This window comes from Nonomuraea sp. ATR24, assembly GCF_041950485.1.
Taxonomy (GTDB): domain Bacteria; phylum Actinomycetota; class Actinomycetes; order Streptosporangiales; family Streptosporangiaceae; genus Nonomuraea; species Nonomuraea ceibae.
In genome coordinates this window covers 44,034-70,224 of sequence record NZ_JBGNUU010000014.1, presented here as the reverse complement: position 1 = coordinate 70,224, position 26,191 = coordinate 44,034, and the positions used below count along the sequence as shown (strand labels likewise).

The 26,191-nt window shown below is 71.8% G+C and carries 22 protein-coding genes and 1 pseudogene; 18 read left to right on the top strand and 5 right to left on the bottom strand.

The window, feature by feature from the left end; all coding sequences use genetic code 11:
* Positions 1-35 precede the first annotated feature (35 nt).
* From ACBI99_RS29865 to ACBI99_RS29795, 15 genes and pseudogenes are all read left to right on the top strand, one after another.
* The gene (locus ACBI99_RS29865) at positions 36-1,727 is read left to right on the top strand and encodes an alkaline phosphatase D family protein (protein WP_357587485.1); all 1,692 of its coding nucleotides are present in this window, start codon (positions 36-38) and stop codon (positions 1,725-1,727) included.
* A 74-nt stretch (positions 1,728-1,801) separates the two neighbouring features.
* On the top strand, positions 1,802-2,230 hold the full coding sequence (locus ACBI99_RS29860) for a MarR family winged helix-turn-helix transcriptional regulator (RefSeq protein WP_375074024.1): 429 nt from the start codon (positions 1,802-1,804) through the stop codon (positions 2,228-2,230).
* A gap of 10 nt (positions 2,231-2,240) precedes the next feature.
* Positions 2,241-3,416, top strand: coding sequence for an MFS transporter (locus ACBI99_RS29855; RefSeq protein ID WP_375074023.1), 1,176 nt, complete (start codon positions 2,241-2,243; stop codon positions 3,414-3,416).
* A 4-nt stretch (positions 3,417-3,420) separates the two neighbouring features.
* Positions 3,421-4,065, top strand: coding sequence for a pyridoxal 5'-phosphate synthase glutaminase subunit PdxT (gene pdxT, locus ACBI99_RS29850; protein ID WP_375074022.1), 645 nt, complete (start codon positions 3,421-3,423; stop codon positions 4,063-4,065).
* A gap of 6 nt (positions 4,066-4,071) precedes the next feature.
* Entirely contained in the window at positions 4,072-4,824 is a 753-nt protein-coding gene (locus ACBI99_RS29845) for a YebC/PmpR family DNA-binding transcriptional regulator (protein ID WP_219502167.1), read from the top strand.
* Between the two features lie 94 nt (positions 4,825-4,918).
* Positions 4,919-6,946 (top strand): carbohydrate ABC transporter permease, encoded by a 2,028-nt coding sequence (locus tag ACBI99_RS29840; RefSeq protein WP_375074021.1) that lies wholly within the window; start codon positions 4,919-4,921, stop codon positions 6,944-6,946.
* A gap of 11 nt (positions 6,947-6,957) precedes the next feature.
* Positions 6,958-8,118, top strand: a complete 1,161-nt coding sequence (gene eis, locus ACBI99_RS29835; RefSeq protein ID WP_375074020.1) for an enhanced intracellular survival protein Eis — start codon at positions 6,958-6,960, stop codon at positions 8,116-8,118.
* Between the two features lie 424 nt (positions 8,119-8,542).
* A pseudogene (ruvC, locus tag ACBI99_RS29830) lies at positions 8,543-9,037 on the top strand (crossover junction endodeoxyribonuclease RuvC); the annotation flags it as partial.
* A 287-nt stretch (positions 9,038-9,324) separates the two neighbouring features.
* On the top strand, positions 9,325-9,945 hold the full coding sequence (ruvA, locus tag ACBI99_RS29825) for a Holliday junction branch migration protein RuvA (RefSeq protein ID WP_219502169.1): 621 nt from the start codon (positions 9,325-9,327) through the stop codon (positions 9,943-9,945).
* Between the two features lie 67 nt (positions 9,946-10,012).
* On the top strand, positions 10,013-11,044 hold the full coding sequence (gene ruvB, locus ACBI99_RS29820; protein WP_375074019.1) for a Holliday junction branch migration DNA helicase RuvB: 1,032 nt from the start codon (positions 10,013-10,015) through the stop codon (positions 11,042-11,044).
* A 218-nt stretch (positions 11,045-11,262) separates the two neighbouring features.
* Positions 11,263-11,619 (top strand): preprotein translocase subunit YajC, encoded by a 357-nt coding sequence (gene yajC / locus ACBI99_RS29815; RefSeq protein WP_246644319.1) that lies wholly within the window; start codon positions 11,263-11,265, stop codon positions 11,617-11,619.
* A gap of 43 nt (positions 11,620-11,662) precedes the next feature.
* Complete coding sequence (secD, locus tag ACBI99_RS29810; RefSeq protein WP_357587477.1) at positions 11,663-13,540, top strand: protein translocase subunit SecD; 1,878 nt, start codon at positions 11,663-11,665, stop codon at positions 13,538-13,540.
* Between the two features lies 1 nt (position 13,541).
* Positions 13,542-14,546: a protein translocase subunit SecF gene (secF, locus tag ACBI99_RS29805; RefSeq protein ID WP_219502172.1), complete on the top strand. Its 1,005-nt coding sequence runs from the start codon at positions 13,542-13,544 to the stop codon at positions 14,544-14,546.
* Positions 14,547-14,737: 191 nt separating this feature from the next.
* Positions 14,738-15,259, top strand: a complete 522-nt coding sequence (locus ACBI99_RS29800; RefSeq protein WP_219502173.1) for an adenine phosphoribosyltransferase — start codon at positions 14,738-14,740, stop codon at positions 15,257-15,259.
* 175 nt (positions 15,260-15,434) lie between these two features.
* Positions 15,435-17,624: a bifunctional (p)ppGpp synthetase/guanosine-3',5'-bis(diphosphate) 3'-pyrophosphohydrolase gene (locus tag ACBI99_RS29795; RefSeq protein ID WP_219502174.1), complete on the top strand. Its 2,190-nt coding sequence runs from the start codon at positions 15,435-15,437 to the stop codon at positions 17,622-17,624.
* On the opposite strand, the gene ACBI99_RS29790 is transcribed toward ACBI99_RS29795, so the two are convergent.
* From ACBI99_RS29790 to ACBI99_RS29775, 4 genes are all read right to left on the bottom strand, one after another.
* A complete protein-coding gene (locus tag ACBI99_RS29790; protein ID WP_375074018.1) occupies positions 17,621-18,712 on the bottom strand; it encodes a cupin domain-containing protein in 1,092 nt (363 codons plus the stop codon). The two genes, ACBI99_RS29795 and ACBI99_RS29790, sit on opposite strands and share 4 nt — an antisense overlap.
* A gap of 17 nt (positions 18,713-18,729) precedes the next feature.
* Positions 18,730-19,182, bottom strand: a complete 453-nt coding sequence (locus tag ACBI99_RS29785) for a GNAT family N-acetyltransferase (RefSeq protein ID WP_375074106.1) — start codon at positions 19,180-19,182, stop codon at positions 18,730-18,732.
* Positions 19,179-20,408 carry a DUF349 domain-containing protein gene (locus ACBI99_RS29780; RefSeq protein ID WP_219502179.1) on the bottom strand — a complete coding sequence of 410 codons (1,230 nt, stop codon included), beginning with the start codon at positions 20,406-20,408 and terminating at the stop codon, positions 19,179-19,181. Before ACBI99_RS29780 ends, ACBI99_RS29785 begins: the two co-directional genes overlap by 4 nt.
* Positions 20,409-20,469: 61 nt before the next feature.
* Complete coding sequence (locus ACBI99_RS29775) at positions 20,470-21,339, bottom strand: peptidylprolyl isomerase (RefSeq protein ID WP_375074017.1); 870 nt, start codon at positions 21,337-21,339, stop codon at positions 20,470-20,472.
* A gap of 139 nt (positions 21,340-21,478) precedes the next feature.
* Here ACBI99_RS29775 and ACBI99_RS29770 point away from each other — a divergent pair, with 139 nt between their 5' ends.
* Genes ACBI99_RS29770 through aspS form a run of 3 tightly spaced genes read left to right on the top strand, consistent with a single transcriptional unit; the run spans position 21,479 to position 25,148 of the window.
* The gene (locus ACBI99_RS29770) at positions 21,479-22,159 is read left to right on the top strand and encodes an MBL fold metallo-hydrolase (RefSeq protein ID WP_219502183.1); all 681 of its coding nucleotides are present in this window, start codon (positions 21,479-21,481) and stop codon (positions 22,157-22,159) included.
* Entirely contained in the window at positions 22,159-23,418 is a 1,260-nt protein-coding gene (gene hisS, locus ACBI99_RS29765; protein ID WP_219502190.1) for a histidine--tRNA ligase, read from the top strand. Before ACBI99_RS29770 ends, hisS begins: the two co-directional genes overlap by 1 nt.
* The gene (gene aspS, locus ACBI99_RS29760; protein ID WP_375074016.1) at positions 23,415-25,148 is read left to right on the top strand and encodes an aspartate--tRNA ligase; all 1,734 of its coding nucleotides are present in this window, start codon (positions 23,415-23,417) and stop codon (positions 25,146-25,148) included. Before hisS ends, aspS begins: the two co-directional genes overlap by 4 nt.
* Positions 25,149-25,212: 64 nt before the next feature.
* Here the strand turns inward: aspS and ACBI99_RS29755 are convergent, their stop codons facing one another.
* Positions 25,213-26,109: a peptidylprolyl isomerase gene (locus ACBI99_RS29755; protein ID WP_219502192.1), complete on the bottom strand. Its 897-nt coding sequence runs from the start codon at positions 26,107-26,109 to the stop codon at positions 25,213-25,215.
* Between the last annotated feature and the right edge of the window lie 82 nt (positions 26,110-26,191).

Below are 26,191 nucleotides of genomic sequence, written 5' to 3'. Positions count from 1 at the left end.
CTCGTCCCCGGCCTTGATCGTCTCAAGGAGCAGCCATGCCCGAGCTCAACCGACGGCACTTCCTCGTCACCGGACTGGCGGCGGGCGCCGCGGCGGCCGTTCCCGCCGGCGCCGCCCACGCCCAGCCCGATCCCGTGCCCGACCCCGCCGCCGAGTCCGCCCAGTCCCTCGCCTCCCGCGGCCTGCGCACCGACCCCTTCACGCTCGGCGTCGCCTCGGGCGACCCCGACCACGACGGCTTCGTGCTGTGGACCCGGCTCGCCCAGGAGCCGCTGGCCGAGGACGGCATGGGCGGCATGCCGAACCGCCCCTTCCCGGTGCTGTGGCAGGTGTACGCCGACGAGCGCTGCCGCCGCCTCGTGCGCGCCGGCGTGGCCGTGGCCGCGCCCGAATGGGGGCACAGCGTGCACGTCGAGGTGGGCCACCTCAGCTCCGGCCGCGAATACTGGTACCGCTTCCGCGTCGGCCCGTACGTCTCGCCCGTCGGCCGGGCGCTGACCGCGCCGCACCCGCTGTCGTACGGCGGCGCGCTCACGATGGCGTTCGCCTCCTGCGCCCAGTACGAGCACGGCTACTTCACCTCCTACCGCCGCATGGCCGAGGACCGCCCCGACATCGTCCTGCACCTGGGCGACTACCAGTACGAGTACAAGCGGGAGACGTACAACAGCCCCGGCGGCAACGTGCGCCACCACGAGGGCCCCGAGACCGAGACGCTGGCCGGCTACCGGCAGCGGCACGCCCAGTACAAGGCCGACCCCGACCTGCAGGCCGCGCACGCCGCCTCGCCGTGGCTGGTCGTGTGGGACGACCACGAGCTGGACAACAACTGGGCCGACGAGGTGCCGGAGAAGCCGGAGATCCCGCAGCCGGGCTTCCTGTCCCGGCGCGAGGCCGCCTTCCGCGCCTACTACGAGAACATGCCGCTGCGCCGCAGGTCCGTGCCGCGCGGCATCGACATGCAGCTCTACCGGCGCGTCCGGTGGGGCCGGATGGCCACCTTCCACATGCTCGACACCCGCCAGTACCGCGACGACCAGGGCTGCGGCGACGGCTACCGCGACTGCCCGGCCGCCGTCGACCCGGCCCGCTCGATCACCGGGGCCGAGCAGGAGGCGTGGCTGCTCGACGGCTTCCGCCACTCGCGCGCCCAGTGGGACATCCTCGGCCAGCAGGTGTTCTTCGCCCAGCGTGACAACAACGCCGGACCCGCCAAGATCACCAGCCAGGACGCCTGGGACGGCTACGTGGCCTCGCGCCGGCGCATCACCCAGGGCTGGATCGACGCCGGGGTGCGCAACCCGGTGGTGCTGACCGGCGACGTGCACGCGCACTGGGCCAGCGACCTCAAGCTCGACTACGACGACCCGACCGGCCCGTCGGTCGGCTCCGAGCTGGTGGCCAGCTCGATCTCCACGGGCGGCGACGGCGCCGACTCCGACCCGGCGGCGCACCCGTTCCTGAAGATCAACCCGCACCTGAAGTTCTACAACAACCAGCGCGGCTACGTGCTGACGCGCATCGAGCGCGACCTGCTCACCGCCGACTTCAAGGTGCTCCCGCAGGTGCGCGAGGCCGGCGCGGAGGCGTACACGCGGGCCACGTACGTGGTCGAGGACCGGGTGCCCGGCGTGCAGCAGACCTACCTGCGCCCGCTCGACCCGGCGCTGCGCAGCCGCACGATGACCGCCGAGGAGACGGTCCGCCTGGAGACCGAACGCCCGTAAGGAGAAGAAGGCGGCCTCCGTGCCGCCTTCTTTCGTTTGTCATACTTAGCTTAGCTAACTTAGACTAGCTAAGTATGAAGGACGCCGAACTCGCGCTCGCCGAACAGGTCTCCACCGTGCTGCGCCACCTGGTGCTGCTCCTGCGGCGCAGCGCCGCGGGCCAGCCGGTCACCAGCCAGCAGTACGCCGTGCTCGGCTCGCTGGAGCCCGGCCCGCGCCGCATGACGGAGCTGGCCGAGGAGCACGCCGTGCAGCTGCCGACCATGAGCGTGCAGATCAACCGGCTGGAGGAGGCCGGTCTCGTGGCCCGGGGCGCCGACCCGGCCGACGCCCGCGTCAGGACCGTCGAGCTCACCGGCGAGGGCCGCGAGCGCCTGCTCGCCGTGCGCCGCGCCAGGATCGCCGCCATCGCGGAGGAGCTGGCCGAGCTCACCGGCGACGAACGCGACACGCTCGCCGCCGCCCTCCCGGTGCTCGCGAAGTTCGGCAGGAAAAATCGGTAAGGAGCATCATTTGTCAGGCGGAATCCTCCGCCAGCCGATGTCCGTGTGGGCCACCGCGTTCGCCGCGGTCGTCGCCTTCATGGGCATCGGGCTGGTCGACCCCATCCTGCCCGCCATCGCCCAGGGCCTCGACGCCACCCCGAGCCAGGTGTCGCTGCTGTTCACCAGCTACTTCCTGGTGACCGCCGTCGCCATGCTCGTCACCGGCTGGGTCTCCAGCCGCATCGGCGGCAAGCGCACGCTGCTCGCCGGCCTCGCCCTCGTCGTCGTGTTCGCCGCCCTGGCCGGCACCTCCGGCAGCGTCGCCGAGCTCGTCGGCTTCCGCGCCGGCTGGGGCCTGGGCAACGCCCTGTTCGTCGCCACCGCCCTGGCCGTCATCGTCGGCGCCGCCACCGGCGGCGCCGAATCGGCCGTCATCCTGTACGAGGCCGCGCTCGGCCTGGGCATCTCCCTCGGCCCGCTGGCCGGGGCGCTGCTCGGCGACTGGAACTGGCGCGCCCCCTTCTTCGGCACCGCCACCCTCATGGCCGCCGGGTTCCTGCTCATCCTCACCCTGCTCAAGGCCACCCCGCCGCCCGCCACCAGGACCCGGCTGAGCGCCCCGCTGCGCGCCCTCGCCCACGGCGGCCTGTCCACCACCGCCTTCACCGCGCTGTTCTACAACTTCGCCTTCTTCACCGTGCTCGCCTTCACCCCGTTCATCCTCGGCATGAGCCCGTACGGCATCGGCGCCGTCTTCTTCGGCTGGGGCGTCTGCGTCGCCCTCGCCTCGGTGCTCGGCGCGCCCGCGCTGCGCCGCCGCCTCGGCCCGGTCGGCGTGCTCCACCTGGCGCTCGCGCTGCTGGCCGTGGGCCAGATCGGCATCGCCGTCACCGCCTCGGCCGGGCGGCACGCCGGAATCGTCGCCTTCACCGTGCTGACCGGCGTCCCGATCGGGCTCTGCAACACCGTCTTCACCGAATCGGCCATGGAGGTCTCCGACGCGCCCCGGCCCGTCGCCTCCGCCGGCTACAACTTCGTCCGCTGGATGGGCGGCGCCCTGGCCCCGTACCTCGCCACCAAGCTCGGCGAGGACCTCGGCACGCCCGTCCCGTACCTGCTCGGCGCGCTGTGCTGCGGCGTGGGCATGGCCGTGCTGTTCACCCGCAGGCACCACCTCGGCGCGCTCGCCCCCGCCGTCGTGTAGGAAGATGTCCGGGGCCCGTGACGTTGAAAGCGGTGTCGGCTCATCAGGCGGAAGGAAGAACGTGCCCTCGATCGGTGTACTCGCCCTGCAAGGAGACGTGCGCGAGCACGTGCGCATGCTCCAGGAAGCGGGCGCGACGGCCACAACCGTGCGCCGGCCCGCCGAGCTCGACGCCGTCGACGCGCTCGTCATCCCCGGCGGCGAGTCGACCACCATCTGGAAGCTCGCCGACACCTTCGACCTGCTCGAACCCCTGCGCCTGCGGATCAAGTCCGGCATGCCCGCCTACGGCTCCTGCGCCGGCATGATCATGCTGGCCGACCGCATCGAGGACGGCATCGCCGGTCAGCAGACGTTCGGCGGCATCGACATGGTCGTGCGCCGCAACGCCTTCGGCCGCCAGGTCGACTCCTTCGAGGCCGATCTCGACTTCGCGGGCGAGCCCGTGCACGCCATCTTCATCCGCGCGCCGTGGGTCGAATCCGTCGGATCGGGCGTCACAGTGCTGGGCAGGGCCGAGCCTGGGGATAGGATCGTCGCGGTCCGGCAAGGATCGCTGCTCGCGACCTCGTTCCACCCGGAGCTCACGGGTGACACGCGCGTGCACCGGTATTTCGTAGACATGGTTGTATCGACAGTGAGGGACTAGTAGCCGATGTCCGGCCACTCCAAATGGGCGACGACGAAGCACAAGAAGGCCGCACTCGACGCCAAGCGCGGCAAGCTGTTCGCCAAGCTCATCAAGAACATCGAGGTGGCGGCCAGGACCGGCGGCCCTGACCCGGACGCCAACCCGACGCTCTTCGACGCCATCTTCAAGGCGAAGAAGAACTCGGTGCCCAACGACAACATCGAACGGGCCCGCAAGCGCGGCGGCGGCCTGGAGGCGGGCGGCGCCGACTGGCAGACCATCATGTACGAGGGCTACGCGCCCGGCGGCGTCGCGGTGCTCATCGAGTGCCTCACCGACAACCGCAACCGCGCCGCCTCCGAGGTGCGCGTCGCGCTCACCCGCAACGGCGGCTCCCTGGCCGACCCCGGCTCGGTGTCCTACATGTTCAACCGCAAGGGCGTCGTGCTCGTCCCCAAGAACGGCCTCGACGAGGACACCGTCCTCATGGCCGTGCTGGAGGCGGGCGCCGAGGAGGTCAACGACCTCGGCGACTCCTTCGAGGTCGTCTCCGAGGCAGGTGACCTCGTCCCCGTCCGCAAGGCGCTCCAGGAGGCCGGGATCGACTACGACTCGGCCGAGTCGAGCTTCCTGCCGACGATGAGCGTGCCCCTCGACGAGGAGGGCGCCAAGAAGGTCTTCCGCCTCATCGAGGCGCTGGAGGACAGCGACGACGTGCAGAACGTCTTCGCCAACTTCGACGTCTCCGACGAGGTCATGGAGAAGCTCGACGCCTGACGCGCGCCCCCGCTCCGCGCGGGGGCCGGCGGGCGCTGTGACATTCGCCCGTCGCGTAGCCGCGCCGCCGCGAGTCGGCGTAAGGTCGGGCGTCGTGACCTCCCGCACCGCCACCGAACCCCCGCCGCGCGCACTGGGCTGGCTGCTCCTCATGCCCGCCGTCATCGGCATGCTGATCACGCTGGTCCTGCCCACCGTGCAGACGATCGCCTTCAGCTTCGAGAGGGGCGGGCTGACCGGGCCCAGCACGTTCGTCGGACTGGACAACTACGGCACGGTCCTCGACGCCGAAGGCCCGTTCTGGCCGGCCCTGGGCTTCACCCTGTCGATCACGCTCATGCCGCTCCTCGTGGCGCTCGTGGTCGCCCCGCTGCTGGCGCTCGCCCTGGACCGGGCCGGCACCTGGCCCCGGCGCGCCGGGCGCGTCGCGCTGTCGCTGGCCCTCGTGACGTTCTCGCCGACGGCCGTGGCCGCCTCCTGGCTGCGCGGCCTCGACCCGCGCACCGGCGGCCTGACCGCCGTGGCCCGCGAGCTGTCCCGGCCGGACACCGCCCCCGGGGCCTTCCGGCTGATCTTCGCGGCGGCCATGTTCGGCGTCGTGTGCGCGCTCGCCGTGATGGCGTTCCTGCCCGCGCTGCGCGGCGGGACCGTGACCCGCTCGATGCTCGCCGTCGGCGCCCTGGTCGCGCTCGCCGCCGTCGCCGCCGGGCTCCAGACGTTCACGATGAGCCTCACCCTCACGCAGGGCGGGCCGCTCGACTCGACCCAGACGCTCGCACTGCTGCAGCACACCTTCGCCTTCAAGACCATCCGGCTCGGCCTCGGCGCCTCCGTCGCGACCGTCCTGGGCGTCCTGCTCGGCGTCCTGGGCGTTGCCGCCGCCGTCATCGCCGCCGCGAGCGGCCTGCGCATCACCCTCACCCCCCGCCGCCCCCTGACCCCCGCCTCGGCCGCCGCCGGGCAGGGGCTCGGGCTCGGGAAGATCCCGAGCACCGTCCCGCCCTCCGCGTACGCACCCGCCCCCCGCCCGGGGGACACCCCAGCGGCCGCCGGGCCCGCGCCTGGCACCGGGCCGGGCAGCGCCCCCTCCGCCGGATACGCGCCCGGCGGCGGGCCGGGGAACGTCCCCTCCTTCGGGTACGCACCCGGCGCCGGCCAGGGGGGCGCCTCCGCCCCCGCAGGGCACGCGGCCGGGGGCGGGTTCTTCACGCCGGGCGGTGGCGCGTCCGCGCCCGGCGGCGGTTTCCCCGGTGGGCCTTCAGCTCCCCGCGACGGCTTCCCCGGTGGGCCTTCCGCTCCCGGTGGCGGCCCGTTCCCGTACGGCGCCGAGGCTTCCGGGCCCGGGGCGGGGGAGCGGCGGGCGTCGCCCGCGGCGGTGGCCGTGGGCGTGGCGGCGCTGGTCGTCGTCACCGCCGTGACGCTCTGGCTGACCTGGCCGTGGGTGGCGGCGCTGTTCGAGCCCGGGGAGGAGCGCGGCCTGCCGCCGGGGCTGCGCACGCACCTCAACACCTGGGTCCCCGCCCTGGTGGGCGCCGTGGTGTCGGTCGGCGTGGCGTACCTGGCCGCGCTCGGCATCGGCGGGCTGCGGCCGCTCGGCCGGGGCAGCGAGTGGCTGCTGCTGCCGTTCGCGCCGTGGCTGTTCGTCGGCGACGGCCCACTCAGCATCGCCAACTGGAACACCCTGCGCGGCCTCGGCCTCATCGACACGTTCGTCGCGCTGATCCCGCCGCTGCTCGTCAGCGTGCCCGCGCTGCTCGTGCTGACGCTGCTGTGCAAGGGCCTGGCCGCCGCGAACGAGCGCGACTTCCTCAGCGGCGTCCTGCTGCCCTCGCTGCCCATGGCGGGCATCCTGGTGCTGGCCGTCACGTTCGTGAACGCCCAGGACCTGCTGTGGCCCCTCCTGGCGGTCCAGGATCCGGCCCTGGCCACCGCCCCGGCCGTCCAGGCGATGGCGCTGTCCCAGTTCGCCGGCGGACCGGCCCCGGCCGGGCTCGCCACCCCGCTGGTCGTCGTCGTGCTCATGCTGGCCGCCGCCGTCGCCGCGCAACTGCTCTACCTGGACCGGCTGGCCGTCACCACCGGCCGCGAAACCCGTTCGCGGGGGAGTGCCCCGGCTGCGTAGGTTGGGGCACTGTGGAGATCCGTGACCTGACGGCCGACGACCTGGACGCCGCCCTCGACATCCGTAAGCGCTCCTTCGGGCTGCTGTCCGCCGCCGACGTGCGGAGCTGGCGCGCGACCGTGCTGCCCGGCCTGCCCGAAGGCCGCTACCTCGGCGCCTTCGACGGCGACCGGCTGACCGCCACCACCCGGCTGAGACCGTTCACCCAGTGGTGGCACGGCAGGCCGCAGTCACTGGCGGGGGTCGCCAGCGTCACGGTCAGCCCGGAGGACCGGGGCCGCGGCCTGGGCACCATGATCATGCGCGCGGCCCTGGACCGCGCCGTCACGCTCGGCGACGCCGTGGCCGCCCTCTACCCGGCCACGACGCCGATCTACCGCAAGCTCGGCTTCGAGCACGCCGGGGCGCGGCACATCGTGACGCTGCGCGCCGAGGATCTGCGCGTCCTCGCGCCGTCGCAGCAGGTCAAGCTGCGCCGCATGAGCCCCGACGACGCGGCCGAGGTGATCTCGGTCCTGCACCGGGTGCACGGCGCCGCCCGCTCCAGCGGCCCCATCTCCTGGGACGAGACGATCTGGCGGCAGTGGCTCGCCGAGGAGGACGACTTCCTCTACCTGGCCGCCGACGGCTTCCTCGTCTACCGCTGGAGCGGCGGCGACATGGAGGTCGACAACCTGGTGGCGGGCTCCGCCGACACCGCCGCCGCGCTGTGGTCGCTGGTGGGCACTGCCTCCTCGATCGCCAAACGGGTGGTCGCCACCGTCGCCCCCGACGACCCGGTGCTGTGGCTGCTGCGCGAGCGCGGCAAGGAGACGGTCGAGCAGACCCGGTGGATGTTCCGGGTGCTCGACCTGGCCGCCGCGATCGAGCGAAGGGGCTATCCGGCGGGCGTGTCGGCGGCCGCCGTGGTGCGGGTGGACGACCCGCTGCGCCCGGCCAACTCCGGCGTCTGGCGGCTGGAGTTCTCCGGCGGCTCCGGCGCGGCCACCCGGCTCGACCGCGACCCCGGGGACGGCGTCCCGCTGCTCGGGATCAACGCCCTGTCCGCCCTCTACTCCGGCGTCCCGGCCGCCACGCTGCGCCGCAGCGGCCTGATGTCCGGCGACGAACGCCACGACGAGGTGCTCGACACCGTCTTCGCCGCCAAGCCGTACATGCTGGACTACTTCTAACCCGCCCACCTCGCCGGGCTCGCCCACCCCGAGGGGTTGCCATCCCGGAGGGGCCCGCACTCCCGGAGGGGTTTGCCCGCCCGGAGGGGAGTTCGCCCCATCCTGAGGGGCTCGCCCACCCGAGCGGCCTGGCGGACCCGATGAACCCCCGGCGGCCCCGATAGGCCACGGCGGGCCACTCGACCGGACCCGGGGGCCTCGACCGGCCCCGGGGGCCACGGCGGGTCAGTCGATCAGCCCCCGGGGCCCCGACTGACTGGCCGGGCCACCCCCCGATGGGCCACGGCGGGCCACTCCCGATGGCCACGGACGGCCGCCAGTTCGGTGGACCGGGTGCTTCCGGCGGGCGTTTCCCGGTGCGCGACCGGGCCCGCCGGGGTAGAGTCTCGTGCCGAACAGGTGTTCGGCGAACGGAGGCAGACCGGTGCGGGTGTTGGGCGTCGATCCGGGGCTGACCCGGTGCGGCATCGGGGCCGTCGAGGGCCGCCCCGGCGCGCCGCTCGGGCTGGTCGCCGTCGGGGTGATCCGCACGGGCGCCGACGAGGAGCTGGGCGCGCGCCTGGTGGGCATCGAGGCGGGGATCGAGAGCTGGCTCGACGACGTACGCCCCGACGCGGTCGCCGTGGAGCGCGTCTTCAGCCAGCACAACGTGCGCACCGTGATGGGCACCGCCCAGGCCGCCGGCATCGCGGTGCTGTGCGCCGCCCGGCGCGGCCTCCCGGTGGCGCTGCACACGCCCTCCGAGGTCAAGGCCGCCATCACCGGGAGCGGCACGGCCGACAAGAAGCAGATCGGCGCCATGGTGACGCGGCTGCTGCGCCTCAAGGAGATGCCCAAGCCCGCCGACGCGGCCGACGCGCTGGCGCTGGCCATCTGCCACGTGTGGCGCGGCGGCCCGCAGCATCGCCTGGCCGAGGCCCTGGCCACCGCCCGCCGCCGCACCACCGCCCAGCCCGCCCCGGCACGGCAGCCCGTACGGCCCCGGCAGTCCGCCCCGACGCGGGAGCCCGCCCCGACACCAGAGTCCGCCGCGCCCCGGCAGTCCCGCCCACCCGTGCAGCTGGGCCAACCCGTAGAGCCCGGGAAGCACGTGCAGCCAGGGCAGCCCGTACAGCCTGGACAATCCGTACAGCCGAATCAGCCCGAACAGCCCGGACAGCCCGTCGTGGCGCGGCGGTCCGGTGGGCGTGGCGAGGGGAGCGCGTCGTGATCGCGTCGGTGGCCGGCCGGGTGGCCGCGATCGCTCCCGACGGGGCGGTCATCGAGGTCGGCGGCGTCGGCATCCTGACCCACTGCACCCCCGGCACGCTTGCCACGCTCCGTCTGGGCGAGGAGGCCCGGCTGGCCACCTCGCTGGTGGTGCGCGAGGAGTCGCTGACGCTGTACGGGTTCGCGACCGACGACGAGCGGGCCGTGTTCGAGCTGCTGCAGACGGCCAGCGGCGTCGGGCCCAAGCTGGCGCTGGCGATGCTCGCCGTCCACACGCCCAACGCGCTGCGGGTGGCCGTGGCCGCCGCCGATCTCAAGGCGCTCACGCAGGTCCCGGGCATCGGGCAGAAGGGCGCGCAGCGGATCGTGCTGGAGCTCAAGGACCGCCTCGGCACCCCGGAGGAGGCCGTCAACGCGGCGATCCGCGGCGAGCGGCGCGTGGCGCTGTGGCGCGACCAGGTGCACTCGGGCCTGGTCGGGCTGGGCTATTCGGCGCGCGACGCCGACGAGGCCGTCGCCGCGGTGGAGCCCGAGGCCGACGCCGAGGTGGCCGCCGGGCGCACCCCGCAGGTGGCCGCGCTGCTCAAGTCGGCGCTGCGCGCGCTGAGCGTGCGATGAAGCTTGGTGGCGCGGGCGGTCCCGGCGCGGTGGGATGCTGGAGGGCGACGCGGGAGGCGGGTGAGACGTGAGTTTCGAACGGGAGCTGGTGTCGCCCGACGCCGGCGGCGACGAGCTGCAGATCGAGGCCGCGCTGCGGCCCAAGCGGCTGGCGGAGTTCATCGGCCAGTCCCGGGTCAGGGAGCAGCTGTCGCTGGTGCTGGAGAGCGCGCTGCGCCGGCAGCGCCCGCCCGACCACGTGCTGATGAGCGGCTCGCCGGGGCTCGGCAAGACGACGCTCGCCATGATCATCGCGGCGGAGCTGGGCGCCCCGCTGCGCATCACCTCGGGCCCGGCGCTGGAGCGGGCCGGCGACCTGGCGGCGATCCTGTCGACGCTGGCCGAGGGCGAGGTGCTGTTCATCGACGAGATCCACCGGATGGCCAGGCCCGCCGAGGAGATGCTCTACCTGGCGATGGAGGACTTCCGGGTCGACATCGTGGTCGGCAAGGGGCCGGGCGCGACCGCGATCCCGCTGGAGATCGCGCCGTTCACGCTGGTCGGCGCCACGACCCGGGCGGGGCTGCTGCCCGCGCCGCTGCGTGACAGGTTCGGCTTCACCGCGCACATGGACTTCTACGAGCCCGAGGAGCTGGAGCTGGTGCTGCACCGCTCGGCCGGGCTGCTGGGCGTCGACCTGCCGGAGGAGGGCGCCCGCGAGATCGCCGGCCGCTCGCGCGGCACGCCCCGCATCGCCAACCGGCTGCTGCGCCGGGTGCGCGACTTCGCCGACGTGCGCGCCGGCGGGGTCATCGACCGGGAGATCGCGGCGGCGGCGCTCAATCTTTACGAAGTCGATGCCGAAGGGCTCGACCGGCTCGACCGGGCGGTGCTCGGCGCGCTGCTGCGCAAGTTCGGCGGCGGGCCCGTCGGGCTGTCGACGCTGGCCGTGGCCGTGGGCGAGGAGCCGGAGACCGTGGAGGTGGTGGCCGAGCCGTTCCTGGTGCGCCAGGGGCTGCTCGCGCGCACGCCGCGCGGCCGGGTGGCCACCGCCGCCGCCTGGACGCACCTAGGCATGACCCCCCCACCGCATGCATTCGGAGCGACATCTGTCGACTGATTACAGAACGGTTGCAACCGTTTCAAATTGGGAACTTCCCCGCGCGCCGAAACGCTGCTTCGTTGCCGCGTTTCGCAACAACCGCCTACACTCCGTGGCTTGGCTGGCTGTGTAGGCTGACGGGCTGAGCGGCGCGGCCCGAAGCAACGCACGGAATTTCCGGCGCGAGGCCGGTGTCAAACTTCTTTGTACGAGATGGAAGGTCGCCCCTGATGGACATGGGACAACTCGGAAGCATCCTGCCGCTGATCCTTCTGGTGGTGGTGTTCTACTTCCTGCTGATCCGCCCGCAGCGCAAGCGCCAGCAGGAGGCGATCAAGATGCAGAACTCCTTGACGCCCGGCACCCGCGTGATGACGACCACCGGCCTGTTCGCCACGGTCGTCGTGGTGGACAACGAGGACGTCGTCCTTGAGGTGGCCCCCGGCATCGAGACCCGCTGGGTCAAGGCCGCCATCGGCCGCGTCGTGACGCCGGGTGAGCCGGTGGCCGACGAGCCCGCCGCGGATGAGAGCGATGACACCGTCACAGGTGAGAGCGGCACCGCCGACGGTGAGGACTCCAAGAAGTCCTGAGAAGGCTCAGCCACCAACCCCTATCCGAAAGAACTGACGACCAGTGGCCCGACCGACCAGCAGCCACAGCAAGCCGGGGCGCACGCTCCTGCTGCTCCTGGCGCTCATCCTCGCCCTGGCCGGGACGATGTTCTTGCAGAAGGCGTACACGCCCAAGCTGGGACTCGACCTCGCCGGCGGCACGACGGTGACGCTGTCACCCGTCACCCAGACCGGTGCGGCTCCGCCTGAGGAGATCCTTGACCGCGCGGTCAACATCATCCGCGACCGGGTCAACGGCACCGGCATCTCCGACGCAGAGGTCGCCAAGTCCGGCGACAACATCATCATCTCGATCCCGGGCGTCGGGCAGAGCGAGGCCATCAAGCTGGTCGCCACCACCGCGGAGCTGCGGTTCCGGCAGGTGCTCTGGATGGAGATGACGCAGCTCGGCCAGGAGCAGCTCGCCACCGAGGCCCCGACGCCCAGCGGCTCCGCGTCGCCGGGCGTCTCCTCCTCGCCCGGCGCCTCCCCCGACGCCACCCCGGCCTCGCCGGACGCCTCCCCCGACGCCACCCCGACCACCACGGTGCAGCCCCGGTCGATGCCCTCGCGCTCGCCGGGCGGCAACCAGCCCAGCGCGTCCCCGACGGGCAAGGCCCTGTCGTCGGCGCTGACCTCGCCCGTCCCGAGCCCGTCGCAGACGGCGAGACAGGGCGACGACCGTCAGGGCGACGACAAGCAGGGTGACAAGCAAGGCGACCAAAAGGGTGACCAGAAGGGTGACCAGAAGGCCGCGACGCCGACCCCGGAGCCCTCTCAGGACCCCAACGCCGGCATCAACACCGATGGCGTCGACCCGGCGGTGCTCAAGCAGTTCCACGCGCTCGACTGCACCGACCCGAAGAACCGGGGCCAGGGCGTCCAGGACGACCCGAACAAGCAGTACGCCGCCTGTGAGTCGGACGGCAGCTTCAAGTACATTCTCGACGTCGCCAAGGTCGTCGGCACCGACATCGACACCGCGACCTCCGGCGTCCAGCAGGGCAGCACCGAGTGGGTCGTCCAGCTCGACTTCAAGAGCAAGGGCGCGACGGAGTGGAGCAAGCTCACCTCGGCCGCCTTCAACTCCCAGGAGCCGCGCAACAAGGTCGCGGTCGTCCTCGACGGCGTGGTCATCACCGCCCCCAACATCATCAGCCCGATTCCCGGCGGACGCGCCGAGATCACCGGCGGCTTCGATCAGCAGAGCGCCGGTGAGCTGGCCGAGCAGCTCAAGTACGGCGCGCTCCCGCTGAAGTTCGAGCGCAGCTCCATCGACACCGTCTCCTCGACGCTGGGCCAGGACCAGCTCGAAGGCGGCCTCGTCTCCGGCATCATCGGCCTGGCGCTGGTCGTCGTCTACTGCCTCCTCTACTACCGCGGCCTGGGCATCGTCGCCGTGCTGAGCCTCGTGGTGGCCTCGATCCTCACCTACACCGCGGTCGTCGTGCTCGGCCACAACGCCGGCTTCCGGCTGTCGCTGCCGCACATCATCGGCCTGGTGGTCTCGATCGGCATCACGGCCGACTCCTTCATCGTGTACTTCGAACGCATCCGTGACGAGATGAAGGAAGGCAGGCGGTCGCTGCGCGCGGCCGTCGAGGTGGCCTGGGTCCGCGCGCGGCGCACGATCCTGATCGCCGACGCCGTCATGTTCATCGCAGCGGTCGTGCTCTACCTGCTGGCGGTCGGCGGTGTGGCGGGATTCGCGTTCGCGATGGGCCTGACCACGCTGATCGACATCGTGGTGGTGTTCATGTTCACGAAGCCGTTCATCGCGTTGCTGGCGAGGGTGAAGTTCTTCGCCAAGGGGCACCCGCTGTCCGGTCTGGACGCCGAGCGCATGAGCCTCGACTCCTCCACCGGCTCCGGCCACAAGACCACCCCGCAGGAGGCCTGAGATGGGACTGGGGCGTCGCCTCTATCGGGGCGAGATCGACGTCGACTTCGTCGGCAAGTGGCGGCTGTGGTACAGCCTGTCGGGCATCCTGCTGGCGATCTCCATCGCCGGTCTGCTGATCAACGGGCTCAACCTGGGCGTCGAGTTCAAGGGCGGATCGGTCTTCTCCTGGCAGCCGAAGACGACGGTCGGCATCGAGCAGGTCCGCGAGACGTTCCTGGACGAGGGCGTGCACCAGCCGATCGTGCAGACGGCCGGCGAGCGCTACCGGGTCACGACCGAGACGCTGCCCGAGAGCAAGACCCTCGAGCTGCAGAGCGTCATCGCCAAGGAGTACGGCGTCACGGTCGACGACGTCAACATCCAGTCGATCGGCGCCTCGTGGGGCGGTGAGGTGTCCACCAAGGCCTGGTGGGGCCTGGCCGTCTTCATGGTGGCGATCATCCTGTACCTGTCGATGGCGTTCGAGCCGAAGATGGCGCTGGCGGCGATCGTCGCGCTCATCCACGACCTGGTCATCACGGCCGGCATCTACGCCTGGTCGGGCTTCGAGGTCACGCCGGCGACGCTGCTGGGCTTCCTGACGATCCTCGGCTACTCGCTGTACGACGCGGTCGTGGTGTTCGACATGATCAAGGAGGTCACGGCCAAGCTGGGCGCGACGTCGAAGCAGACCTACTCGATGGCGGCCAACGACGCCCTGAACCACACGCTGATCCGCTCGCTCAACACCTCGCTGGTGGCGATCCTGCCGGTGGCGGCGATCCTGTTCATCGGCACCACGGTGCTGGGCGCGGGCACGCTGAAGGACCTGTCGCTGGCCCTGTTCGTCGGCATGATCGTCGGCACCTACTCCTCGATCTGCGTGGCCACGCCGCTGCTGGTGACGCTCAAGGAGCGGGAGCCGCGCTACCAGGCCATCGCCCGCCGGCTGGCCTCCACCGGGGGCGGCAAGGGCGCCAAGGGGTCGAAGGGCTCCAGGAGCGCGGCCACGGCCAAGGGCTGACCGCTTCGCCGACGCCCCCGCCCATGCGACCGGGCGGGGGCGTCCGCGCGTCTGAACGCCCCCGTGAGTGCGTCTGAACGCCCCCTGAGCGCTCGCGGGGCCGCGGGTGGGCTCCGGGGGCGCTGGTCGGATTACCGCCCGTCATGGGCCATCATGGAGCCCGCAAGCGTGGACAGCCCCCGAGGAGTGACGTGAAGACCGAGCTGAGCACGATGATCCTGGAGCGCATCCGGGACATCCCCGACTATCCGCAGCCCGGGGTGCTGTTCAAGGACATCACCCCGCTGCTGGACGACCCGGTGGCGTTCGCGGCCGTGGTGGACGAGCTGGCGGGGCTGCACGAGGTCGACAAGATCGTCGGCATCGAGGCGCGCGGCTTCATCCTGGCCGCCCCGGTCGCCTACCGGGCCGCCGCGGGATTCGTGCCGGTCAGGAAGAAGGGCAAACTGCCTGCCGCCACGCTGGAGGCGTCCTACGATCTGGAGTACGGTTCCGCGACCATCGAGGTGCACGCCGACGCGTTCCAGCCCGGCGACCGCGTCCTCATCGTCGACGACGTGCTGGCCACCGGCGGCACGGCGGAGGCGACGGTCGAGCTGGTGCGCAGGGCCGGAGCCGAGGTCGTCGGCGTGGCCGTCCTCATGGAGCTCGCCTTCCTCAAGGGGCGCGAGCGCCTGACGGGGGTGGAGACCCACGCCCTGGTGATCGTCTGAGCAGGACCCGCGGCGGCCCAGGTTCGCCGCCTGGATACACTGGGGGACCTGGACTCGAAAGTGAGGAGTCTGAGTGCCCCGTGATGTGGTCGCGCCCGACGTAGCGGACGCAGGCAGCGCCGAGACCGTGCCCGGCGCGCCCGCGGCACGTCGACGGCGATTTGGGGGTGGTGGCATGAACCCGGTGCTGGAGCCGCTGTTCCGGACCGTCCGCGCCACCCATCCCAAGGCCGACCTGCGGCTGATCGAGCGCGCCTACGACGTGGCCGCCTATCACCACCGCGATCAGAAGCGCAAGAGCGGCGACCCGTACATCACGCACCCGCTGGCCGTGGCGACGATCCTGGCCGAGCTCGGCACCGACGACGAGACGCTCTGCGCCGCCCTGCTGCACGACACGGTCGAGGACACCGCCTACAGCCTGGACGAGCTGCGCGGCGACTTCGGCGACACGATCGGCTCGCTGGTCGACGGCGTCACCAAGCTCGACAAGGTCAAGTTCGGTGACGCCGCCCAGGCCGAGACCGTGCGCAAGATGGTCGTCGCCATGTCGCGCGACATCCGGGTGCTCATCATCAAGCTGGCCGACCGGCTCCACAACATGCGCACGATGCGCTACCTGCCCGAGCACAAGCGCCACCAGAAGTCCCGCGAGACCCTGGAGATCTTCGCCCCGCTGGCCCACCGCCTGGGCATGAACACGATCAAGTGGGAGCTGGAGGACCTGGCGTTCGCCATGCTCTACCCCAAGCGCTACGACGAGATCGCGCGCATGGTGTCGGAGCGGGCGCCGCGTCGCGACCTGTTCCTGCAGGAGGTCATCGAGAAGGTCTCCGGCGACCTGCGCGACGCCAAGATCCGCGCCGTGGTCAAGGGCCGGCCGAAGCACTACTACTCGGTCTACCAGAAGATGATCGCCCGCGACGTGGCCTTCGACGACATCTACGACCTGGTGGGCATCCGGGTCCTCGTCGACAGCGTGCGCGACTGCTATGCGGCGCTCGGAACGATCCACGCGCGCTGGAACCCGGTCCCTGGCCGGTTCAAGGACTACATCGCGATGCCCAAGTTCAACATGTACCAGTCGCTGCACACGACGGTGATCGGCCCCGAGGGCAAGCCGGTGGAGCTGCAGATCCGCACCCACGGCATGCACCACAGGGCCGAATACGGCGTGGCCGCGCACTGGAAGTACAAGGAGGAGGTCGGCGGCCCCGGCCCCGCCGGCAAGGTCAAGCCGGGCAGCGACATGGCCTGGCTGCGCCAGCTCCTCGACTGGCAGAAGGAGACGGCCGACCCGGGCGAGTTCCTGGAGTCGCTGCGCTTCGACCTGTCGGTGTCGGAGGTCTACGTCTTCACCCCCAAGGGCCAGGTCATCCCGCTGCCCGAAGGGGGCACGCCGGTCGACTTCGCCTACGCCGTGCACACCGAGGTGGGCCACCGGTGCATCGGCGCCCGGGTCAACGGCCGGCTGGTGCCGCTGGAGTCGCGGCTGGGCAACGGCGACACCGTCGAGATCTTCACCTCCAAGTCGCCCGACGCCGGGCCGTCGCGCGACTGGCTCAAGTTCGTCAAGTCCGGCCGCGCCCGTAACAAGATCCGGCAGTGGTTTTCCAAGGAGCGCCGCGAGACCGCGATCGAGGCGGGCAAGGAGGCCATCGGGCGGGCGATGCGCAAGCAGGGCCTGCCGCTGCAGCGGCTGATGTCCGGTGAGGCGCTGCTGGCCCTGGCCCGCGACCTGCGCTACCCGGACGTCTCGGCCCTGTACGCGGCCGTGGGCGAAGGCCACACGGCCGCGCAGACGGTCGTGCAGAAGCTCGTGGCGTCCATCGGCGGGGTGGAGAGCGCCGAGGAGGACATCGCCGAGACGTCGCTGCCCACGCGCCTGCGCGGCCGTCCCAGGGGCGGCGGGGCCGGCGTGGTCGTGGCGGGCGACGCCGACGTGTGGGTGCGGCTGTCCAAGTGCTGCACGCCGGTGCCCGGTGACGAGATCGTCGGGTTCGTCACCCGCGGCCACGGCGTCTCGGTGCACCGCGCCGACTGCACCAACGTCCAGCAGCTGCGCACTCAGCCCGACCGGCTGGTCGAGGTGAGCTGGTCGCCGGGCGACGACAGCGTGTTCCTGGTGGCGATCCAGGTGGAGGCGCTCGACCGGCCGCGCCTGCTGTCCGACGTCACCCGTACGCTGTCCGACCAGCACGTCAACATCCTCAGCGCCTCCGTCACCACCTCGCGCGACCGGGTGGCGGTCAGCAAGTTCACCTTCGAGATGGGCGATCCCAAGCACCTGGGCCACGTGCTCAAGGCCGTCAGGAGCATCCAGGGCGTCTTCGACGTCTACCGGGTGAGCGGCGCGGGCAGCTAGCGGGGCCGCAGGTCGGGCAGGTTGACGACGATCGCCTCCTGGGTGCTGCGCGCGATGACGACGACGGCCTCCCGCGAGGGGTCGGGGTTCTCCTCGCGGTGCGGCACGTACGGGGGCACGAAGACGTAGTCGCCGGGCCCGGTGTCGACGCGCCGCTCCCGCCCGTCCTCCAGGAAGACGAACGACGGGGTGCCGCTGACCACGTAGATGGCGGTCTCCGAGGCGCCGTGGTGGTGGTCGGCCGAGCGGGTGGCGGGGGAGACGTGCGTCTGGCCCATCCACAGCCGCCGCGACCCGGTCGTGCCGTCGCTGATCGCGGCCAGTCGCCGCATGCCGGGCGTCTGCGCGGTGCCGCCGGACAGGCCGGAGGACGGCACGTGGCGCAGCGGCTGGTGGAACGGGTCGGCCTCGATGCGGTGGCCCTCCCACAGGCGGCCGCCGGCGCGGTCGAGGACGCCGGTCGCGGCGGCGGTCAGCCGGGCCGGGTCGTCGCGGGCGGCCAGCAGCTCGGCGGCCAGCTCGGGGTCCTGGGCGCGCAGCTCGCGCAGCAGCCACTTGCCGCTGCCGTGCCAGCGGCCCGCCAGCGACAGCGCCAGCCGGGCGGTCTCCTCGACGACGTGCCAGGAGGTGAAGGCGCGCTCGCCGGGGTCGCCGCCGCCGGCCAGGTCGTCCAGCAGGTCCGACAGCACGTAGCGGGCCCGGTCGAGCCGGGGCGCGGGCAGCGGGCCGGGACCGGCGTCGAGGCGGGCGCGCAGCTCGCGCTGGAGCTCGGCGGCCTGGCCGTCCGAGCGGTCCACGAGCAGGACGCCGTCGGCGCACAGGCGCATCAGCGTGGGCCGGTCGCGCGCGACGTCCTGCTCGACGAAGGCGAGCAGGCTGGTGCGGCTGTGCACGAGCAGCTCCACCGGCCACTCCCGCCACCGGCGCGACTCCTTCACCGGCCGGGCCAGGCCGTCGATCACCACGACGACGTCGAGGTCGGAGGTGGGCGTGCGCCGCCCGGTCACCGAGCTGCCGCCGAGGAAGGCGTACAGGGCGCCGGGAAAGAGCTCCTCGACGAGGGTGCGCGCGGCCGTCACGGGATCCATGACGGCCAGCATAGGTCTCAGAGCCGCCGGGAGAACGTGACCAGGTCGTTACCGGGGCCGTTGTAGCCGGGCACCGGCGGGCTCACCTCGAATCCCAGACGCCGGTGGAAGGCGATCGACGCCGTGTTGACGGGGGAGGTGATCGCCCTGACCACGTGGCAGCCGTGCTCACGGGCCAGGTCGAAGAAGCGCCCGTACAGGCGCCTGCCCAGGCCGGCCGCCCGCTCGTGCGGGCTGACGCCGACGAAGTGGATGTACGCCTCGCCGGGCAGCGACGGCGAGACGAGGCCGACGAGGAAGCCGGCCAGCCCGGCCGGCCCCTCGGCGACGAAGCTCGTGCGGTGGAAGTGGTCGAGGTAGAGCCGGGGGAGCACGGGCAGTATCGGCCGCCCCCACCACTCGTCGACCACCGCCGCGATCGCGTCATAGTCGCCGGGGACGGCGGACCGGATCTCGTCCACGCGCGTCAGCTGAACTCGGCCAGCGTGCGCTCGGCCTCCTCCAGCCAGGAGCGGCGCGCGATGATCGCCTCCTCGGCCTCCTTGGCGTCCTTGGCCCGGCCGTTGGCCTGGGCCTTGGCCAGCCGCTTCTCCAGCTGCTCGATCGAGGTGCGGAGCTGGTCGACCGTGCTCTGCGCGCGGGCGCGGGCCTCGGGGTTGGAGCGCTTCCACTCGGCGTCCTCGGCCTTGCGCACGGCGTCGTCGACCTTGCGCAGCCCGCCCTCCAGCCGGTCGCGCTGCTCGCGCGGCACCGGGCCGGCGGCCTCCCAGCGCTCCAGCAGGTTGCGCAGCGCCGCCCGGGCCGCGCGCACGTCGGTGACCGGGAGCAGCTTCTCGGCCTCGATCAGCAGCTCCTGCTTCACCTCCGCGTTGGCGGCCAGCGAGGCGTCACGCTCGGCGAAGACGGCCGAACGCGCCTGGAAGAACTGGTCCTGGGCGCCCTTGAAGCGCGCCCACAGCTCGTCCTCGACCTCGCGGGAGGCGCGGCCGGCGCTCTTCCAGCGCTGCATCAGGTCGCGGTAGACGGCCGCGGTCTCGCCCCAGTCGGTCGAGCCGGCGATCGCCTCCGCCTCGGCCACGATGGCCTCCTTGGCGGCGCGCACGCCCTCACGCTGCTCGTCGAGCCCGGCGAAGTACTGCTTGCGCCGCTTGGCGAAGGCCGTGCGGGCGGCCGAGAGCCGCTTCCACAGCTGCGCCTCGGTGACCCGGTCGATGCGGTCGGCGGCCTTCCACTCCTCGACGAGCTGGCGCAGCCGCTCGCCGCCGGACTTCCAGTGAGTGGTCTCGTCGGCGATGCGCTCGGCCTCGGCGACGATCCGCTCCTTGACGCCCCTGGCCTCGACCCGGGCCTGCTCACGCGCCGCCTTGACCTCCTCGCGGCGCTGGGCGACCAGCTCCGAGAGGGTGTCGAGGCGGGCCGTCAGCGCGCCCAGGTCGCCGACGGCGTGCGCGTCGGAGACCGCCTCACGCAGCTTGACGATGCTGGCCTCGGCCTGCGCCGGAGCCAGGTCGGTGCCGCGCACGCGCTGCTCCAGGAGCTGGACCTGGCCGGCCAGTTCGTCGTACTTGCGATGGAAGTAGGCCAGTGCCTCTTCGGGCTCGCCGGCCTGCCAGGACCCGACGGCCCGCTCTCCCTCAGCCGTACGCACGTAGACGGTGCCGTCGTCGTCTACCCGGCCCCACGGGTCGGTGCTCACCGTGTCCTCCCGCACTTTCCATCAGACCCTTCGGGACTCTTCGTCCCTAGTTTGTATTACGTCAGCTCTTGCCACTGATTGTCACGTCTTTGATTTCGACGGTTTCCTTGGGAGCTCCGGTCCCATCACCCGAATCGCCGATGACGCCCGCCTTGTTCACCTTGTCCAGGATGTCGAGCCCCTTCGTGATCGTACCCACCGGTGTGTAATCGGGGGTGAGACCGATGTCGCCGTACACGAGGAAGAACTGGCTCCCCGTCGAGCCCGGCGCCTGCGTCTTGGCCATCGCCATCACGCCGCGCTTGTAGGTGGCGCCCTCCAGGTTCTCCTCGACCATCACGTAGCCGGGCCCGCCCGAGCCGTCGCCCTGGGCCTTGCCGTCGGCCTTGGCCTTCGGGTCGCCGCACTGCAGCATCGGGAACTTGTCGTTGCCGAGCCGGTGGCACTTGCTGCGGTCGTAGAAGTTCTTGCTCGCCAGGTGGTCCAGCGAGTTGACGGTGCACGGCGCCTTGGCGTTGTCCAGCGTCACCACGATGTCGCCGAGATTGGTCTCCAGCGTCATCGTCTTGGTGGCCGGCTTGAGCTTCACCTCCGCCGGCGGCATGCCGACGTCCTTGACCTGTCCGCCCGCCGTGTCGGCGACGTAGCCGCACGTGCCGGTCGCCGGATCGTACGGCTTGGGCTGCGCGGCCGCGGAGGCGGTCTCCTGCGGCGCGGAGGCGGTCGGGGTGCTGGCTGCCTCCGTCGCGGAGTCGCCACCGCCCAGCATCGCCACCGCGGCGACGATGCCGCCCACCACGACGACCACGCCCACCGTGGAGCCGATGATCGCGGTGCGCTTGTTGCGCTGCTCACGCTCCAGGCGGCGCTGCATCTGCCGCTCGTAGTGCTCGCGTGCCAGCTGCTTCTGCCGGTCCTTCCCCGTGGCCACCGCTTTGCCTCCCATAGTCAATCAACTGAGGTGGGCGAATCGTATCGGCCAACGGGTAATGATTCGCAGCCCGGCGACCCGCACCGGTACCCTTCGGTTACATTCCCATTGGCATTTTTGACGAGATCAGCTGAGGCAGATGCTCATCGCCGGCTTCCCCGCAGGGGCCTTCCAGGCCAATTGTTACGCCGTCGCGCCCGCTGCGGGCGAGGAGTGCGTCATCATCGACCCAGGTCAGGACGCCACCGAGGGAGTCGAGGAGCTGCTGCGCGAGCACCGCCTCAAGCCGGTCGCGGTCCTGCTCACCCACGGCCACCTCGACCACGTGTGGTCGGTGGCCCCTGTCTGCGGCGCGCGCGACGTCCCCGCCTGGATCCACCCCGAGGACCGGCACCTGCTGAGCGACCCGGCGGCCGGCTGGTCGCCGACGAGCGCGTCGCTGTTCGGCGGCATCACGCTGAGCGAGCCCGACGACGTCCGCGAGCTGTCCGACGGCGCCGTGCTGGAGCTGGCCGGCATGGAGTTCACCGTCGACCACACGCCCGGCCATACCAGGGGGTCGGTGAGCTTCAGGCTGCCCGCTGACGAGATCATGTTCGCGGGTGACCTGCTGTTCGCCGGCTCCATCGGCCGCACCGACCTGCCGGGCGGTGACTATCCGACGATCCTGCGCAGCCTCGCTGCCAAGTGCCTGACGCTGCCTGACGATACGGTCGTCCTGCCGGGCCACGGACCACAGACCACGATCGGCCACGAGCGCGCCACCAATCCTTATCTCAAGGAGGCCGCGCCGCACGCCGGTCCCACACGAGGAATCTGATGACTTTCCAAGCACCGAAGGGCACGTTCGACTGGCTGCCACCCCGCTCCGAGCAGGTTCTCGCCGTCCGCGAGGCGCTCGTCGCCCCGGTACGGCTGGCGGGCTACGGCTATGTCGAGACGCCCGTCTTCGAAGACACGCAGCTGTTCGCCAGGGGCGTAGGCGAGTCGACCGACATCGTCTCCAAGGAGATGTACACCTTCCCCGACAAGGCCGGCCGCTCGCTGACCCTGCGGCCCGAGGGCACCGCGTCCGTGGTGCGCGCCGTCCTGCAGCACAACCTGCAGGCCGGGCAGCTCCCGGTCAAGCTGTGGTACTCCGGCAGCCAGTTCCGCTACGAGAACGTGCAGAAGGGCCGCTACCGGCACTTCTGGCAGGTCGGCGCGGAGGCGCTCGGCACCGAGGACCCCGCGCTCGACACCGAGCTGATCGTGCTGGCCGCCCGGGGCTTCGCCGCGCTGGGGCTGCGCAACGTCCGGCTGCTGCTCAACTCGCTGGGTGACAAGACCTGCCGGCCCGTCTACCGGGCGGCGCTGCAGGACTTCCTGCGCGGCCTCGACCTCGACGACGACACCCGCGCCCGGATCGAGATCAACCCGTTGCGCGTGCTGGACGACAAGCGGCCCGAGGTGCAGGCCCAGCTCACCGGCGCGCCGCTGATCGTCGACCACCTGTGCGAGGGCTGCAAGGCCTACCACGAGGAGGTCCGGTCCCTGCTGACCGCCTCCGGCATCGCCTTCGAGGACGACCCCAAGCTCGTGCGCGGCCTCGACTACTACACCCGCACCACGTTCGAGTTCGTGCACGGCGGGCTCGGCTCGCAGTCGGCCATCGGCGGCGGCGGACGCTACGACGGCCTCAGCGAGATGCTCGGCGGCCCGCCGCTGCCCAGCGTCGGCTGGGCGCTCGGCGTCGACCGCACGTTCCTGGCGATGGAGGCCGAGGGCCTGCTGCCCGAGACCGCGCCAGGCCGCGTCCAGGTGTACGGTGTCGCGCTGGGCGACGACGCCCGCCGCCGGATGTTCCACCTCGTCGCGGAGCTGCGCGGGGCGGGCGTCAGCGCCGACATGGCCTTCGGCGGCAAGGGGCTCAAGGGCGCGATGAAGGGCGCCGACCGCTCGGGCGCCCGGTTCGCGCTCATCCTGGGCGAGCGTGACCTGGCCGCCGGGGCCGCGCAAGTGAAAGACCTGACCACCGCTGAGCAGACCGAGGTGCCGCTGGCCCAGGTCGTCGACGTCTTGAAGGGGAAAGTGCAGTGATCCGCACGCATAAGGCCGGGGAGCTCCGCGAGGAGCACGCCGGGCAGCAGGTGACGCTCGCAGGATGGGTGGCCCGCCGCCGTGATCACGGCGGCGTGGTCTTCATCGACCTGCGCGACGCCTCCGGCTCGGCGCAGGTGGTCTTCCGCGAGGAGGACCACGCCCACGACCTGCGCGCCGAATACTGCGTGCAGGTGTCCGGCCTGGTACGGGTGCGGCCCGAGGGCAACGAGAACCCCGAGCTGCCCACCGGCGCGATCGAGGTCGTGGCCGAGACGGTCGAGGTGCTCAGCGAGTCGGCGCCGCTGCCGTTCCCCATCGAGGGCAACGTGGGGGTGTCGGAGGAGGCGCGGCTGAAGTACCGCTACCTCGACATCCGCCGCCAGCAGGTCGCCGCCGCGATGCGCACCCGCTCCAAGGCCACCTACCTGGCCAACGAGGTGATGAACGAGCTCGGCTTCGTCTACGTCGAGACGCCGACGCTCACCCGCTCCACGCCCGAGGGCGCGCGCGACTTCCTGGTGCCGGTGCGCCTGCAGCCGGGCAACTGGTACGCGCTGCCGCAGTCGCCGCAGCTGTTCAAGCAGCTGCTCCAGGTGGCCGGGCTGGAGCGCTACTACCAGCTCGCCAAGTGCTACCGCGACGAGGACCTGCGCGCCGACCGTCAGCCGGAGTTCACCCAGATCGACGTCGAGATGTCCTTCGTCGACCAGGAGGACGTCATCGAGGTCGGCGAGAAGCTGATCGGCAGGCTGTGGCGGGAGATCCTCGGCTACGAGATCCCCATGCCGCTGCCCCGCATGACCTACGCCGACGCGATGGCCCGCTACGGCTCCGACAAGCCCGACCTGCGCTTCGGCCAGGAGCTCGTCGAGATGACGGACTACTTCGCCGGCACGTCGTTCCGCGTCTTCCAGGCCGACTACGTCGGCGCGGTCGTCATGCCCGGCGGCGCCTCGCAGACGCGCAAGGAGCTCGACGGCTGGCAGGAGTGGGCGCGCAGCCGCGGCGCCAAGGGCCTGGCGTACGTGCTCGTCCAGGAGGACGGCACGCTCGGCGGCCCGGTGGCCAAGAACCTGTCGGAGTCCGAGACCTCGGGCCTGGCGGCGAAGGTCGGCGCGCAGCCGGGCGACGCCGTCTTCTTCGCGGCCGGCGCCCGCGGCGCCTCGCGCGACCTGCTCGGCGCGGCCCGGCTGGAGATCGGCCGCCGCTGCGGGCTCATCGACGAGTCGCAGTGGTCGTTCCTGTGGGTCGTGGACGCGCCCATGTTCGAGGAGGACGGCGAGGGCGGCTGGACGGCCGTGCACCACCCGTTCACCGGCCCCAAGCCCGAGTGGGCCGACAACTTCCAGGACCACCCGGCCGAGGCGCTGGCCTACGCCTACGACATGGTCTGCAACGGCATGGAGATCGGCGGCGGCTCCATCCGTATCCACCGCGCCGAGATGCAGCAGCGCGTCTTCGACGTGCTCGGCATCTCCAAGGAGGAGGCGGAGAGCAAGTTCGGCTTCCTGCTGGAGGCGTTCAAGTACGGCCCGCCGCCGCACGGCGGCATCGCCTACGGCTGGGACCGGATCTGCATGCTGCTGTCGGGCGGCGACTCGATCCGCGACGTGATCGCGTTCCCGAAGACCGCCTCCGGCTTCGACCCGCTCACCGGCGCGCCCACGCCCATCACCGGCGTCCAGCGCAAGGAGGCGGGCGTCGACGCCCAGCCCAAGGAGGGCTGAGCCTCCGGCGCGCATGACAACGGCAGGCGTCCGACGGGACGCCTGCCGTTGCCGTCGCCGCTCGTCAGGTGAGGGTGACCTTCTTGATGATGATCGGCGTCTTGGGGGCCGTGGAGCCGCCGTCGCCGGTGATGTCGTTCTCGTTGACGATGACGCCGTCCTTGGCGACCTTCTCGATGATCTCCAGGCCCGACTGGACCATGCCGAGCACCGAGTAGACCGGGTCGATCTGGGCGTTCTCGTCCGAGAGCGAGATGGCGAACTGGCTGCTGTTCTGCCCGGCGGCGTCCTGCGGCTGGGTGAGGAACACCACGCCCTTCGTGTACGGCACCAGGCCCGCGGCCTCGTCACGGAAGACGTAGCCGGCCGTGCCCTGGCCGTCGGTCGGGTTCTTGCCGTCGGCCTTGGCCTTCGGGTCGCCGCACTGCAGCAGGAACAGGCCGGACGTCTCCGGGGTCACCAGGCGGTGGCACTTGGTGTTGTCGTAGAAGCCCTTCTTGGCCAGGAAGGCCATCGAGTTGACCGAGCACGGCGTGACCGCCGGGTCGACCTGGATGACGATGTCGCCGTGGTTGGTGGTGATCGTCATCTTTGAGAGCTTCATGTTGGGCTTCTTGCCCGGCATGCCCACGTACTTGACCGGGACACCGGAGGTGTCCTTCTTGTAGTCGCAGGTGACGGGGCCGGTCGGCGTCGCCGTGGGCGACGGCATCTCGGTCACCGGCGGCGAGGGCGTGGCGGAGGCCGTGGGCGTGGTCGCCGCCGCGACCGTCTGCTTGTCGTCGCCGCCGACGAGGGTGGTCACCGCGAAGATGCCGCCCGCCACCACGGCCACGGCCACGCCGGCGCCGATGAAGGTGTTGCGCCTGGCCTTGGACGCCTGGCCCGCCGCGCGCTGCGCCTGCCGCTCCTTGTGCTCGCGAGCCAGCTGGCTCTGGCGGTCGTCGTCGTCGCCGCTCACCGGTATGTCCTCCATCTTTGCTGACACATGACCAAATAACTCCGCGAATGCTACCGGCCCCGCGATGTGCCGGACGTAAGTG